Here is a 12,841-nt window from a genome sequence, read left to right as displayed (position 1 = left end):
CTCGGCGCCGGGACCCGAAGCCGGGCCGGACCGCGCCCGGCCCTACTTCTTGTCCGCGCTCGAATCCGCCGACAGCGCCGCGACGAAGGCCTCCTGCGGCACGTCCACGCGACCGATGGACTTCATGCGCTTCTTGCCCTCCTTCTGCTTCTCCAGCAGCTTGCGCTTACGGCTGATGTCGCCGCCGTAGCACTTGGACAGCACGTCCTTGCGGATGGCGCGGATGTTCTCGCGCGCGATGATCTTGGAGCCGATCGCCGCCTGCACCGGCACCTCGTACTGCTGACGCGGGATGAGCTCCTTGAGCTTGACCGTCATCTTGTTGCCGTACGCCTGGGCGTGGTCGCGGTGCACGATCGCGCTGAAGGCGTCCACGGCCTCGCCCTGCAGGAGGATGTCGACCTTGACCAGGTCCGCGATCTGCTCGCCGGCCTCCTCGTAGTCCATCGACGCGTAGCCCTTGGTGCGGGACTTGAGCGAGTCGAAGAAGTCGAAGATGATCTCGCCCATCGGCAGCACGTAGCGCAGCTCCACCCGCGTCTCCGACAGGTAGTCCATGCCCTTCATCTCGCCGCGCTTGGACTGGCACAGCTCCATGGTCGTGCCGACGAACTCGCTGGGCACGATGATCGTGCACTTGACGATCGGCTCGTAGACCTCGCGGTTCTTGCCCTCGGGCCAGTACGAGGGGTTGGTGACCTGGTGCTCGGAGCCGTCCTCGGCTATGACGCGGTACACGACGTTCGGGGCGGTGGAGATGAGGTCGAGGTTGAACTCGCGCTCCAGGCGGTCGCGCGTGATCTCCATGTGCAGCAGGCCCAGGAAGCCGCAGCGGAAGCCGAAGCCCAGCGCCACTGACGTCTCGGGCTCGTAGTCCAGGGACGCGTCGTTGAGGCGCAGCTTGTCCAGGGCGTCGCGCAGCACCGGGTAGTCCGAGCCGTCGATCGGGTAGAGGCCCGAGAAGACCATCGGATTGGGCTCGGCGTAACCGGGGAGCGGCTCGTCCGCGCCGTTCCGCGCGGCGGTGACCGTGTCACCGACCTTGGACTGACGCACGTCCTTCACGCCGGTGATGAGGTAGCCCACCTCGCCGGGGCCGAGCCCGCTCGTCGCCTTGGGTTCGGGCGAGATGATCCCCACCTCGAGCGCCTCGTAGGTGGTGCCCGTGGACATCATTTTGACCTTCTCGCGCGGCTTGAGCGAGCCGTCGACCACACGGACGTACGTGACCACACCGCGGTAGGTGTCGTACACCGAGTCGAAGATCATCGCCCGCGGCGGAGCCTCCGGGTCGCCGACCGGGGCGGGGATGGTCTCGCACAGCTTGTCGAGCAGCTCCTCGACGCCCGCACCGGTCTTGCCGGAGACGCGCAGGACGTCACCCGGCTCGCAGCCGACGATGTGGGAGATCTCCTCGGCGAACCGGTCGGGGTCCGCGGCCGGCAGGTCGATCTTGTTGAGCACGGGGATGATCTCGAGGTCGTTCTCCATGGCCAGGTAGAGATTGGCCAGGGTCTGCGCCTCGATGCCCTGCGCGGCGTCCACCAGCAGAATCGCACCCTCACACGCCTCGAGCGCGCGGGAGACCTCGTAGGTGAAGTCCACGTGGCCGGGGGTGTCGATCATGTGCAGGACGATCTCCTCGCCCTCGTGCGCGCCGGAGCGCGGCACCCAGGGCAGGCGGACGTTCTGCGCCTTGATGGTGATGCCGCGTTCGCGCTCGATGTCCATGCGGTCGAGGTACTGGGCGCGCATGAGCCGCTCCTCGACCACGCCGGTGAGCTGCAGCATGCGGTCGGCCAGCGTCGACTTGCCGTGGTCGATGTGCGCGATGATGCAGAAGTTCCTGATCCTGGCCGGATCGGTGAACGTCGTCTCTGCGAAGTTGGGAATCTCGATCACTCCTGGAGGCGGGCCCGGGTGCTGCTGGATTGCGGTCCGTCCGGGCGATCACCCCATTGTCACACGCCCGCAGCCCGAACACCCACCACGTATCGACCCGTGGGGACGGCGTCCACGGTGCCGTCGTCGAGGAACCGCGCGGTCGAGGCGGTCATGGCCCGCATGTTGGCCGTCATGCGCTCGTCGTCCCCGCGCGCGTCGAAAAATACCCCCAGGTCCGTCGCCGCCTCGGCGGGGAAGACCTCCTCCACGATCCCGTCGATCCGCGGTGCGCCCGGCGTGAGCGCGCGGACCACGACGTGCTGGGTGTAGGAGGTGGTGGACTGGGTGTCGATCGCCACCCGCGTGTGCTCCTCGAGCCACACACGCAGCCACTCCTCGCGCCCGATCCGCTCCGGCCGGCGCAGGAACGCGACGTTGGCCATCCCCTCGCAGCGCCCGTCGGGTCCGGGCGCCGGGGCCGGTAGGGGTTCGGACGCGGTGACCGACCACGCCGACACCGGCCCGAGCGCCCCCAGCGCCGTGAGCAGCTCGGCGCACGCGGCGGCCGAGGCGACGGGCACCCGGGCGCGGACCACCGCGAGCACGGGCCGCTCGGTGACGCGCACGTCGATCATCGCGCCGGCGACCTGTTCGTCGCGCACGTTGACCACGACCTCGTCGACCCCCAGCGCGGCGAGCGGCCCCGCCACGGCGTCCGCGACCCGCCCGCGCAACTCCTGCGCCCCCGACGGCTCGACCGGCCCGTCCAGCGCCCACACCACGGCCAACAGCATGTCCATGAGCAGATCCTATGGCGGTTACGCTGACGGGCATGGCAATCGACTGGGCCCGCGTGGGTCGCACGGCGGTCCGGATGGGCCGTAGATACGGACCGACGGTCGCGCGCGAGGTGCGCAGGCGTCTGGACGACCGGGGCGTCTCCCCCGCCCTCTCGCGTCAGGCCGGCACCCCGGGCCGGCCGGCCACCACGCGCACCGCACCCACCTCGAGCCGTGCGCGCACGATCTCCTACACCCCGGATCTGGACGGTCACGCCGACCCCGGCGAGATCGTGTGGACGTGGGTGGAGTTCGAGGAGAACGACGGACGCGGCAAGGACCGGCCGGTCCTGGTGGTGGGGCGCGACGGGGACCGTCTGCTGGGCCTCCAGCTCTCCTCGAGGGAAAAGAGGGACGACGACGAGGAGTGGCTCGGACTCGGATCGGGCCCCTGGGACTCCGAGGGCCGGCCGAGCTGGGTACGCCTGGACCGGGTGCTGGACGTCCCCGAGCAGGGCATCCGGCGCGAGGGCGCGATCTGCCCGCGGCAGAAGTTCGACGCTGTCGCCGAGCGGCTCCGCGCGGACTACGGCTGGCACTGACGCCGGTCCCACCACGACGCCTCCGCAGCGACGCCACCGCAGCCACGCCACCGCAGCCACCCCTCCGCAGCCTCGCCACCTATCGGATCTCCTAACGGATCCCGTAGGTGTAGCGAGATCCGATAGGTGGGGTGCAGCGACGAGTCTGTCCGTCATGGATGAGTCTGTCCGTGATGACCTGCCGCGGGACTTCGCGGTCTCCGTGGGCAGCCGCCGGGTGGCCGACTGGGCGGCCTCGCAATAGCGTCGACGGCGTCGGCGGACGTTTTGGCCGGTGAGACCGCCACTGGTAAAGTGGGCCGTCGGTGTCCACCGGACCACGTTCTACGTGTCCGCACGGACGAGACGACAGACATCAGATCGGCGGGATCCCCTCGTGGAGCCGTCGACACACGACACAAAGGTGTGACGAGTGGCCAACATCAAGTCCCAGATCAAGCGGAACCGCACCAACGAGCGCAACCGCCTCCGCAACCAGTCGACCAAGTCGGCTCTGCGTACCGCCATCCGCAGCCTGCGTGAGGCCACCGAGTCCGGTGACAAGGAGAAGGCCGGCGCCCTGCTCGTCGCCACCTCGCGTCAGCTCGACAAGGCCGCCAGCAAGGGTGTCATCCACCAGAACCAGGCCGCCAACAAGAAGTCGGCGCTGACCAAGGCCGTCAACAGCCTCTGAGGCACCCCGGCGCTCCCCGCCGGGAGCCGCCCAGCCCCGCGTCAGCGCCACCGACGCGTCGAGGCTCCGAGGGCCCACCCCGCACCACGTGCGCGGGGTGGGCCCTCGTCGTGTTCCCGACATCGGCGACCGGCTGAGCCGGGCGCCTGGCGTGCCGCGCGCCGGACGTGCCGCGCGCCGGGCGTGCCGCGCACCAGGCGATTGGTCCGGATCCGGGCGGGCAGACCTACAGGGACGCCAGCGACCCGACCTCGCGCACCGCGCGTTCGAGGGCGTAGTACGGGTTCTCCGCCCGCCCCTTGACCTCGCCGTTGAGCCGAGCGACCACCTGCAGCGCGGTGCCCAGCGTCTCGATGGACCAGTAGCGGGTCTGGGCGGTGACCTTCTTGACCTTCCACGGCGGCAGGCCCTGCTTCGCCAGCTCCGCCGGCGGCACGCCACGCTGCGTACCCACCAGGGCGATCGAGTTCACCGCATCCGCCAGCGCGTCGGCGAGCACCACCTCCGGCACCCCGGTGTGCAGCGCCCACTCGAGCGCCTCGATCGCGCCGGCCACGTCCCCGGTCACGGCGCGCTCGGCCACCGTGAACCCGCTGACGCCCACGAACCCGGAGTGGTAGCGCCGGACGGCCTCCACGTCGACCTTGCCGCCGGTGTCGGCCACGAGCTGCCCGCACGCCGACGCCAGTTGACGCAGGTCGGTCCCCACGGCCTCGACCAGAGCCTCACACGCCTCGGGGGCCACGCGCACGTCCAGGCCGCGGAACTCGGACCGCACGAACCCCACCACGTCCATGTGGCGGGTGATCTTGCCGGCCGCGTGCTCCTCCGCGCCGGCCTTGCGGAGGTCCGCCACCAGCGTCTTGGCGCGCCCGCCGCCGGTGTGCTGGACCACCAGGACCGTCTCCGGCGGCAGGTCCCGCGCGGCGTCGAGAACCGCGGCCTGGGCGTCCTTGCCCAGTTCCGCCGCGCCGGTGACGACCACGATCCGTGCCTCACCGAACAGTGACGGCGAGAGCAGCTCGAACAGCTGCGGCGCCGTCACCTCGGGACCGCCCAGCCGGGAGACCACCGGCGGGTCCTGCCCGGCCGGTGTGGCCGCGCGGACCGCCGAGACGACGCCCGTGGTGGCGCGCTCGGTGAGGAACTCGTCCTCGCCCAACACCAGGTGCAACACAGCGGGTGCGGACCCCGATGCCATCTGCGCTCCTCGTCGTCGTCATCGTCTTCGTCGTCGTGCCCCGTCATCGTGCCACGACCCCCCGACCGGTCGACCACTCCCCGACCCGCCGCTACGTTGGGGCACCGAGGCCGCCCCGCCGGGCGACGCCGAGGCGTCGCCCCCCGGCGCGCGGCATCGCACCCGACCCGGAAGGTAGGACATGAGCCAGGACCAGGACACCCACACCACCCGGACAGACCAGCTGACGTTCCAGAACCCCGTCACCCGGTACCCCTCCATCGAGCCCCCGGTGCAGCACCAGGACGAGCCCGGCCTGGGCGCCGACCTCGACCCCCGCGCCGACGTCGGCGAGCACTCCTACCGGGGCACCGGCCGGCTCACCGGCCGCAAGGCGCTCATCACCGGCGGTGACTCCGGCATCGGCGCAGCGGTGGCCGTCGCCTTCGCCCGCGAGGGCGCCGACGTCGCCATCCACCACCTGCCCGCCGAGGAGGCCGACGCCCGCGCAGTCGCGGAGATCATCGAGCGCGAGGGACGCACGGTGGCGCTCCTGCCCGGCGACCTCACCGACCGCGCGTTCTGCGAGGGCCTCGCCGATGCCGCGGCGGAAAAGCTCGGCGGGCTCGACATCCTCGTGAACAACGCCGGCAAACAGGTCGTGGCCCCGGATCTCGAGGACCTGCCCGACGACCAGCTCACCGACACCTACGGGGTGAACGTCATCGGGATGGTCCGCGTGACCAAGGGCGCGCTGCGGCACCTCGAGCCCGGGTCGACGATCATCAACACCACCTCCGTGGTGGCGTACATGCCCGCGCCGAACCTGCTGGACTACTCCTCGACCAAGGCCGCGATCAACAACTTCACCAAGGGCCTCGCGCAACAGCTCGCGCCCAAGGGCATTCGCGTCAACGCCATCGCGCCCGGCCCGATCTGGACGCCTCTACAGGTGTCGGACGGTCAGGAGAAGGAGGACCTGCCGGAGTTCGGCAAGTCCACCCCGCTCGGCCGCGCCGGGCAGCCCACCGAGCTCGCGCCCGCCTACGTGTTCCTCGCGTCGCCGGAGTCGAGCTACGTGGTCGGCGAGACACTCGCGGTGACCGGCGGCATGCCCACGCCGTAGCGCGGCCGCGGCGCGGGCCGGCCCGGGCGGTCAGGGCGGGCCGGCCCGGGCTCACGAGCGGCGCTCGCCGTCCTCCATCACCATCCGCTCGCGGGTGTCGCCGTGCACCGCCGTCCCCTCCGCGACCGGCTCGTGGAGGGCCCCCGACGTGTCCGGGGCGGGCGTCCCCTTGCCGATCTCGGACTCCGAGAGCTTCCCGGAGAACCGCTCGGTGAGCTCTTTGAACAGTCGGTGGGAGGCATGGGAGCCGCGCGCCTTGGGGCCGACCGGTTGCTCCTGCTGCGGGTCGACGCATGCGTCGACGATCGCGTCGACGACGATGTCCGGGTCGTCCATCGCCGCCAGCCTCGGCGCGTGGCCGGTGTAGTTGCCCACGTGATCCCACCAGGGCGTGTCGGCCGCCCACGGCAGGATGGTGCCGACTTTGATCGTCTCGTGCAGGCCCGCCAGCCGCAGCTCCTCGTTGAGCGAGCGGCCCAGGCTCGTGATGCCGGCCTTCACCGCGGCGTAGCTGGCCTGGTACGCGAGCGGCACCTCACCGGCGACCGAGCTGACGTTCACCAGCACGCCCTCGCCGCGCTCGGTGAACCGGCGCAGCGCCACGTGGGCACCGAACATCATCCCCTTGAGGTCCACGTCGACCAGCCGGGCGTGGTCGGCGAGCGGGATCTCCCAAAACAGGCCCATGACGCCGACCGCGGCGTTGTTGACCCAGACGTCGATGTGGCCGAACCGCTCCTCGGCGGCCGCCGCGAGCCGCTCGACGGCGTCGGCGTCGCTGACGTCGGTGGGCACCGCCAGCGCGGTGCCGCCGGAGTCGGTGATCTGCGCGACCACCCCGTCGAGGACGTCCGGGCGTCGGGCGGCGACGACGACGTGTGCGCCCAGCTCGCCCAGCTTCAGCGCCGTGCCGCGGCCGAATCCGCTCGAGGCGCCCGTCACCACGACCGTCCGTCCTGCCAGGTCTTCCCGATTGCTCATTCCTGCCTCCTGTAGGTCGGCGAAGTCGGGATCAGTTGTCGCGGTTCATGGTCCACCGCGCGCGCGGGGCGTGCATCCGGTCCGTGTCCCGGTCAGCGGAGGCGTCGGTGGAGGCGTCGGTGGCCCGGCCGTGGCCCGGGCAGCGGATGCGGCGAGGCGCGGTGCCCGCGATACTGGTCGGCGTGGATCCCGTGCTCGACGCCGTGCGGCGGTGGCGCCGCGAAGGAACGCCGTGCGCCCTCGCCCGGGTCGTGGACACCGGGGGGTCGGCGCCCCTGCCGGCGGGCGCCGCAATGGCGGTCGCCGGCACCGGCGACGTCGTCGGCGGGGTCTCGGGCGGCTGCGTGGACGGGACCGTGTTCGAACTGTGTCGGCAGGTCCTCGACGACGGTCGCCCCGCGCTTGCGCGGTTCGACGGATCCGACGGCTCCGCGCTGTCGGAGGGACCGACGTGCGGCGGGACGTCGGAGGTCTTCGTCCAACCCGTCGACGCCGCGGGCCACGCGCTGCTGGGCCGTCTCGACGAGATGCTGCGCGGCCGCGAGCCAGTCGTCCTGGCGACCGCTCTGACCGGCGACCGCGCCGGCGCCCACCTGCTCGTCGGCGCCGACGGCGCAGAGGACTCCCTCGGGGACGATGACCTCGACCGGCGCGTCGCCCGCCTCGCGGCCGGGCACCTCGGCCGGGCCGGCGCGGTCACGGTCGACATCGACGGCCGCGACGGCCCCGACCGGGCTGACCGCCCCGACGAGGCTGGCCACCCCGACGTCCGCGACGGGGAGAGCGACCGGGTGGCCCGCGTCCTGCTGCACTCCTTCGCCGCCCCCGCCCTGCTGATCTTCGGCGCCAGCGCGTTCGGCGAGGCCTTGAGCCGGGCCGGCGCGATGCTCGGATACCGGGTGGTGGTCTGCGACGCCCGGCCCGCGCTGAACCGACCGGAACGGTTCCCCGACGCCCACGAGGTCGTCACCCGCTGGCCGCACGACCACCTGGCCTCCGTGCCGGTCGACGAGACCACCGCCATCTGCGTGCTCACCCACGACCACAAGTTCGACATCCCACTCCTGAGCGCAGCCCTGCGCGGCCGCGCGGGATACGTCGGTGCGATGGGCAGCCGACGCGTCCACGCCGAGCGCCTGGAGTTGCTGCGGGCCGAGGGCCTCACCGACAGCGAGCTGGCGCGACTGCGCTCCCCCATCGGCCTGGACCTCGGTGCGCGCACCGCCGAGGAGACGGCCCTGTCGATCGCCGCCGAACTCGTCGCGCACCGGCGCGGCGGCTCCGGCGCCCCGCTGTCCGGGCTCGACGTGGCGATCCACCGGTGACCGGGCTCGTCCTCGCGGCCGGGGCCGGCCGACGGTTCGGCCGCCCCAAGGCCCCGGTCGAGTTCGACGGCACGCGGCTCGTCGACCGCGCCGTGGCCCTGCTCCGCGAAGGCGGTTGCGATCGCGTCGTCGTGGTCAGCGGCGCGGTCGAGCTCGCCGTACCAGGCGCCGAGGTGGTGCCGAATCCGCTGTGGGAGACGGGGATGGGATCGTCGCTCCGCGCCGGGCTCACGGCGATCGGCGAGGACGACGTCGTGGTGGTGCCCGTGGACATGCCCTGGCTCGGTGCGGAGGCGGTCCGGCGCGTCGCCGCCGCCGGATCCTCGCTGGCGGTCGCGACCTACGGCGGGATCCGCGCCCATCCGGTCCTCCTGGGCGCCGACCACCACGCGGGCGTCATCGACTCCGCGTCCGGCGACGCGGGGGCCCGCCACTACCTGCGGGCGCACTCCCACCTGGTCGCGGAGGTCCCCTGCGACGACACGGGGTCCCCACGCGACGTCGACCGGCCGGAGGACCTGCGTCCCTGACCGGCGACCACCGCGGCCGCCGCGCCCGGTGATCCCCCGGACCGGCGGCCGCCGCGGCGTCTACTGATCGACAGGCAGGTGCTCCAGGAGCGCGTCGGCGTGGACGGGGAGGTCGCGGATGCGTGCACCGGTGGCGCTATGGATCGCGTTGACCACGGCGGCCGCACTGCCGACGTTGCCGATCTCCCCCGCCCCGCGCGTGCCCATCGGGGTCGCGAACTCGTCGACCTCGTCGAGCCAGACCGCGTCGATGTCGGTGGCGTCGGCATGGGTGGGTACGTGGTAGTCCGCGAGATTCTGGGTGACGACGTGGCCGAACCGGGTGTCGCGGACGCTCTGCTCGTGCAGCGCCATGGACAACCCGAAGGTCATGCCGCCGATGAACTGCGACCGCACGGTACGGGGATTGACCACCCGGCCGATCGAGAAGACGCCGAGCATCCGCGGCACCCGGATCTCGCCGGTGTCGGCGTCCACGCGGACCTCCGCGAAGTGGGCGCCGAACGAGATCGCGCGATAGCGCTCGAGCTCGGGGTTGTCGCCGGCGGCAGCGGTGGTCTCCGCGCCCGCCGGCGGGTCGTCGCCGTACCTCGTCCGGAACCGCCCGGCCGCGGCGAAGATGGCCGAGCCCCACGACGAGATCCCGGACGAACCGCCGGCGACCGTGGCGTACGGCAGGGCGGTGTCGCCGATCTCCAGAGAGATGGCCTCGGCGGAAACCCCGAGGGCGTCCGCGGCGACCAGGGTGAGCGCGGTCCACGTGCCGGTGCCGATGTCCACGGCGCCGACCTGCACCCGGTAGCGGCCACCGCCCTCGGCACGGATCGTGGCCTGCGAACCGGGCTGCACCATGTGCGGGTACGCGGCGCTGGCGACGCCGTAGCCGACCATCCAGCGACCGTCCCGGCGGGACGCCGGCGTCGCGGGCCGCTCGGACCACCCGAAGCGATCAGCGCCCTCGCGCAGGCAGTCGACCAGACGCCGCGAGGACCACGGCCTCCCGGACTCGGGGTCCGTCTCCGGGTCGTTGCGCACCCGCAACTCGATCGGGTCCAGCCCGCATGCCTCGGCCAGCTCGTCCATCGCGACCTCGGCGGCGAACGCCCCCGGAGCCTCGCCCGGCGCCCGCATCCAGTACGGGGCCGGCACGTCCAGAGGGACGGCGTGATGGAAGGTCCGCCGGTTGGGCGCGGCGTACATCGAACGCGACGGCACGGCGGCCTGCTCGACGAACTCCTTGACCCGCGAACTCTGCGACCACGCCTCGTGACCGATCGCGGTGAGGCGCCCGTCCGCGTCGGAGGCCAGCCGGATCCGCGAGACCGTCCGCGGGCGGTAGCCCACGAAGACGAACATCTGCTGCCGGGTCACCGCGTACTTGATGAGCCGACCCGGCAGGTGGATGGCCCCCAGCGCCACCAGCACGTCGTGGGCGTGCGGCGCGCCCTTGGAGCCGAACCCGCCGCCGACGTGCGGGGCGATCACCCGGATCTGCTCGGTCTCCAGCCCGAGGACGGGGGCGAGCGTGGAGGCCACGCCGTGCGGGGACTGCGTGGAGTCGTACATCGTCAACAGCGGACCGTCCGGATCCCAGTGGGCCGAGACGGCGTGCGGTTCCATCGGGTTGTTGTGCTCCTCCGGCGTGGAGTAGCTCTGGTCCACCACGTGGCCGTCCGCCTGCGCCCGGGCGAGGGACGGCCCCATCTCGCCGGTCGCCGACGCGGGCTCGTACCCGCCGTTGACCACCTCGGGCTCGTAGTCATCCGGGTGGTCGGTGCGGAACCCCACGTCGTGGGGCTGCTGGTCGTACTCCACCCGCACCAGCGACTGCGCCCACCGGGCCGCCTCCGCCGTCTCGGCCAGGACGAGACCGATCGGCTGGCCGCGGTAGAGCACGTCGGTGTCCTGGCAGATCACGTACTCGCGCTCGGAGGTGTCGGCCAGCCGCGGCGCGTTCCACGGCGTGAGGACGGCGAGCACCCCGGGCTGCGACTCGGCCTCGGAGGTGTCCATCGAGGTGACGGAGCCGCGCGCGATGGTGGAGGTGACCGGGTGGAGGAACACGGGCTCGCCGGGGCCGGTGTGCTCCGCGGCGTACTGTGCGGTCCCGGTGACCTTGGCGGGCCCGTCGAGCCGCGGGGTCGAGGTGCCGATGGCGCTCATCGCGGACCCTCCTCTCCGGTGATGCCCGCGCGGCCGCCCGTGGCCTCCGCGGCGAGGTCGCGCAGGACGGCGATGATGGTCCGCCGTAGCAGCGGGACCTTGAACTCGGCGCCCTCTACGGGCGTCGCGTCCGCGAGTTCGGCGTCCGCCGCTTCGGCGAACGCCGCGGTGCTCGCCGCGCGCCCGGTGAGCAGCTCCTCGGCCCTGGCCGCCCGCCACGGCTTGTGCGCCACCCCGCCGCACGCGATCCGGACGCCGGTGATCACCTCGTCGTCGTCGATCTCCAGGTGCGCGGCGACGGAGACGAGCGCGAACGCGAACGACGCCCGGTCGCGGACCTTCCGGTAGGTCGAGACGGCGCCGGTCACCGGCGGCGGTAGCTCCACCGCGACCACCAGTTCGTCTCGCTCGAGGACCGTGTCGAGATGCGGCCGGTCCCCCGGCAGGCGGTGGAAGTCCGCCGCCGGGATCCGGCGCTCACCACCGGGCCCGAGGGCCACCACCGTCGCGTCGAGCACGGCCAGCGCGACGGCCATGTCGGAGGGGTGCGTGGCGATGCAGTCGTCCGAGTGACCGAACACGGCGTGGTAGCGGGTGTACCCACCGATCGCGGAGCACCCACTGCCGGGCTCACGCTTGTTGCACGGTGTGGTGACGTCCTGGAAGTAGACGCAGCGGGTGCGTTGGAGGAGGTTGCCGCCGGTCGTGGCGAGGTTGCGCAGCTGCGGCGAGGCCGCCGAGAGCAGCGCCCGGCTCAGCACCGGGTAGTCCCTCCGGATGAGCGGATGCGCGGCGAGGTCGGCGTTGCGGACGTTGGCGCCGATCCGCGCCCCGCCCCCGTCCAGTGGGTCGACGGTGTCCAACGGGAGCCGGGACACGTCCACGACGACGTCGGGGGTCGCCACCCCGAGCTTCATCAGGTCGACCAGGTTGGTGCCGCCGGCCAGCGGCCTCGCACCGTCGTGCTCGCTGAGCAGCGCGACCGCCGCGTCGGTGTCCTCCGGGCGCTCGTAGCGGAACGGTCTCATGGTCGGGCCCCTTCCCGGTCGGCGGGCGCGGAGTCCCGGACCTGCCGGATCGCGGCGACGATGTTCGGGTACGCCGCGCACCGACACAAATTGCCGCTCATCCGTTCCCTGATCTCCTCGTCGGTCAGCTCGACCTCGGCGTCGAGGTCCTCCGTGACGTGGCTCGGGGCGCCCTGTCCGGCCTCGTCGAGCATCCCCACGACGCTGCACACCTGCCCGGGTGTGCAGTACCCGCACTGGAACGCGTCGGTGTCGACGAACGCCTGCTGGACCGGGTGGAGCCCTTCGTCGGACAATCCGGCAGCCGTGACGACGTCCCGGCTGTCCTGTGCCACCGCCAGGGACAGGCACGAGGTGACCCGGCGGTCGTCCACCAGCACGGTGCACGAACCGCATTGGCCGTGGTCGCACCCCTTCTTGGGCGAGTAGTTGCCGATCCGATCGCGCAGCGCGTCCAGCAGCGTGGTCCGCGTGTCCACCGTGACCTCGTGCTGCGCGCCGTCGACCCGGAGCGTGATGCGCATCTCCATGAGCCGACTGTAAGTGCGCCCGTGGGGTGGGCGCGACCGG

The 12,841-nt window shown here is 72.4% G+C and carries 12 protein-coding genes; 5 read left to right on the top strand and 7 right to left on the bottom strand.

The window, feature by feature from the left end:
- Positions 1-42: 42 nt before the first annotated feature.
- Entirely contained in the window at positions 43-1,902 is a 1,860-nt protein-coding gene (gene lepA, locus A6035_RS05965) for a translation elongation factor 4 (protein ID WP_108847018.1), read from the bottom strand.
- A gap of 59 nt (positions 1,903-1,961) precedes the next feature.
- A complete protein-coding gene (locus tag A6035_RS05960) occupies positions 1,962-2,684 on the bottom strand; it encodes an EthD domain-containing protein (protein WP_108847017.1) in 723 nt (240 codons plus the stop codon).
- Between the two features lie 32 nt (positions 2,685-2,716).
- Between A6035_RS05960 and A6035_RS05955 the strand changes: the two genes are divergently transcribed.
- A complete protein-coding gene (locus A6035_RS05955) occupies positions 2,717-3,265 on the top strand; it encodes a type II toxin-antitoxin system PemK/MazF family toxin (protein ID WP_167400712.1) in 549 nt (182 codons plus the stop codon).
- Positions 3,266-3,677: 412 nt separating this feature from the next.
- On the top strand, positions 3,678-3,938 hold the full coding sequence (gene rpsT, locus A6035_RS05950) for a 30S ribosomal protein S20 (RefSeq protein ID WP_007629872.1): 261 nt from the start codon (positions 3,678-3,680) through the stop codon (positions 3,936-3,938).
- A 226-nt stretch (positions 3,939-4,164) separates the two neighbouring features.
- On the opposite strand, the gene holA is transcribed toward rpsT, so the two are convergent.
- On the bottom strand, positions 4,165-5,139 hold the full coding sequence (gene holA, locus A6035_RS05945) for a DNA polymerase III subunit delta (RefSeq protein ID WP_108847015.1): 975 nt from the start codon (positions 5,137-5,139) through the stop codon (positions 4,165-4,167).
- 181 nt (positions 5,140-5,320) lie between these two features.
- Between holA and A6035_RS05940 the strand changes: the two genes are divergently transcribed.
- Positions 5,321-6,244: an SDR family oxidoreductase gene (locus tag A6035_RS05940; RefSeq protein ID WP_108847014.1), complete on the top strand. Its 924-nt coding sequence runs from the start codon at positions 5,321-5,323 to the stop codon at positions 6,242-6,244.
- 51 nt (positions 6,245-6,295) lie between these two features.
- Here the strand turns inward: A6035_RS05940 and A6035_RS05935 are convergent, their stop codons facing one another.
- Positions 6,296-7,225, bottom strand: a complete 930-nt coding sequence (locus tag A6035_RS05935) for an SDR family NAD(P)-dependent oxidoreductase (protein WP_108847013.1) — start codon at positions 7,223-7,225, stop codon at positions 6,296-6,298.
- A gap of 83 nt (positions 7,226-7,308) precedes the next feature.
- Between A6035_RS05935 and A6035_RS05930 the strand changes: the two genes are divergently transcribed.
- Positions 7,309-8,550, top strand: coding sequence for an XdhC family protein (locus A6035_RS05930; RefSeq protein ID WP_425267518.1), 1,242 nt, complete (start codon positions 7,309-7,311; stop codon positions 8,548-8,550).
- Positions 8,547-9,080 (top strand): nucleotidyltransferase family protein, encoded by a 534-nt coding sequence (locus A6035_RS05925; protein WP_007629887.1) that lies wholly within the window; start codon positions 8,547-8,549, stop codon positions 9,078-9,080. Before A6035_RS05930 ends, A6035_RS05925 begins: the two co-directional genes overlap by 4 nt.
- 60 nt (positions 9,081-9,140) lie before the next feature.
- Here A6035_RS05925 and A6035_RS05920 read toward each other — a convergent pair whose 3' ends face one another.
- Genes A6035_RS05920 through A6035_RS05910 form a run of 3 tightly spaced genes read right to left on the bottom strand, consistent with a single transcriptional unit; the run spans position 9,141 to position 12,801 of the window.
- The gene (locus A6035_RS05920; protein ID WP_108847011.1) at positions 9,141-11,243 is read right to left on the bottom strand and encodes a xanthine dehydrogenase family protein molybdopterin-binding subunit; all 2,103 of its coding nucleotides are present in this window, start codon (positions 11,241-11,243) and stop codon (positions 9,141-9,143) included.
- Positions 11,240-12,271, bottom strand: a complete 1,032-nt coding sequence (locus A6035_RS05915; RefSeq protein ID WP_108847010.1) for an FAD binding domain-containing protein — start codon at positions 12,269-12,271, stop codon at positions 11,240-11,242. Before A6035_RS05915 ends, A6035_RS05920 begins: the two co-directional genes overlap by 4 nt.
- A complete protein-coding gene (locus A6035_RS05910; protein ID WP_108847009.1) occupies positions 12,268-12,801 on the bottom strand; it encodes a (2Fe-2S)-binding protein in 534 nt (177 codons plus the stop codon). The genes A6035_RS05915 and A6035_RS05910 overlap by 4 nt, the downstream gene beginning before the upstream one ends.
- Positions 12,802-12,841 lie beyond the last annotated feature (40 nt).

Source organism: Dietzia lutea (assembly GCF_003096075.1).
Classification (GTDB): Bacteria; Actinomycetota; Actinomycetes; order Mycobacteriales; family Mycobacteriaceae; genus Dietzia; species Dietzia lutea.
The sequence above is the reverse complement of the archived record's forward strand: the minus strand, read 5'-3'. Positions and strand labels throughout refer to the sequence as shown.

What these genes read in the sequence shown, in the direction of transcription:
- A6035_RS05915 (WP_108847010.1), bottom strand. Translation starts at nt 12,271, where the DNA reads ATGAGACCGTTCCGCTACGAGCGCCCGGAGGACACCGACGCGGCGGTC.
- A6035_RS05920 (WP_108847011.1), bottom strand. Translation starts at nt 11,243, where the DNA reads ATGAGCGCCATCGGCACCTCGACCCCGCGGCTCGACGGGCCCGCCAAG.
- A6035_RS05940 (WP_108847014.1), top strand. Translation starts at nt 5,321, where the DNA reads ATGAGCCAGGACCAGGACACCCACACCACCCGGACAGACCAGCTGACG.
- A6035_RS05955 (WP_167400712.1), top strand. Translation starts at nt 2,717, where the DNA reads ATGGCAATCGACTGGGCCCGCGTGGGTCGCACGGCGGTCCGGATGGGC.
- A6035_RS05960 (WP_108847017.1), bottom strand. Translation starts at nt 2,684, where the DNA reads ATGGACATGCTGTTGGCCGTGGTGTGGGCGCTGGACGGGCCGGTCGAG.
- holA (WP_108847015.1), bottom strand. Translation starts at nt 5,139, where the DNA reads ATGGCATCGGGGTCCGCACCCGCTGTGTTGCACCTGGTGTTGGGCGAG.
- A6035_RS05935 (WP_108847013.1), bottom strand. Translation starts at nt 7,225, where the DNA reads ATGAGCAATCGGGAAGACCTGGCAGGACGGACGGTCGTGGTGACGGGC.
- A6035_RS05910 (WP_108847009.1), bottom strand. Translation starts at nt 12,801, where the DNA reads ATGGAGATGCGCATCACGCTCCGGGTCGACGGCGCGCAGCACGAGGTC.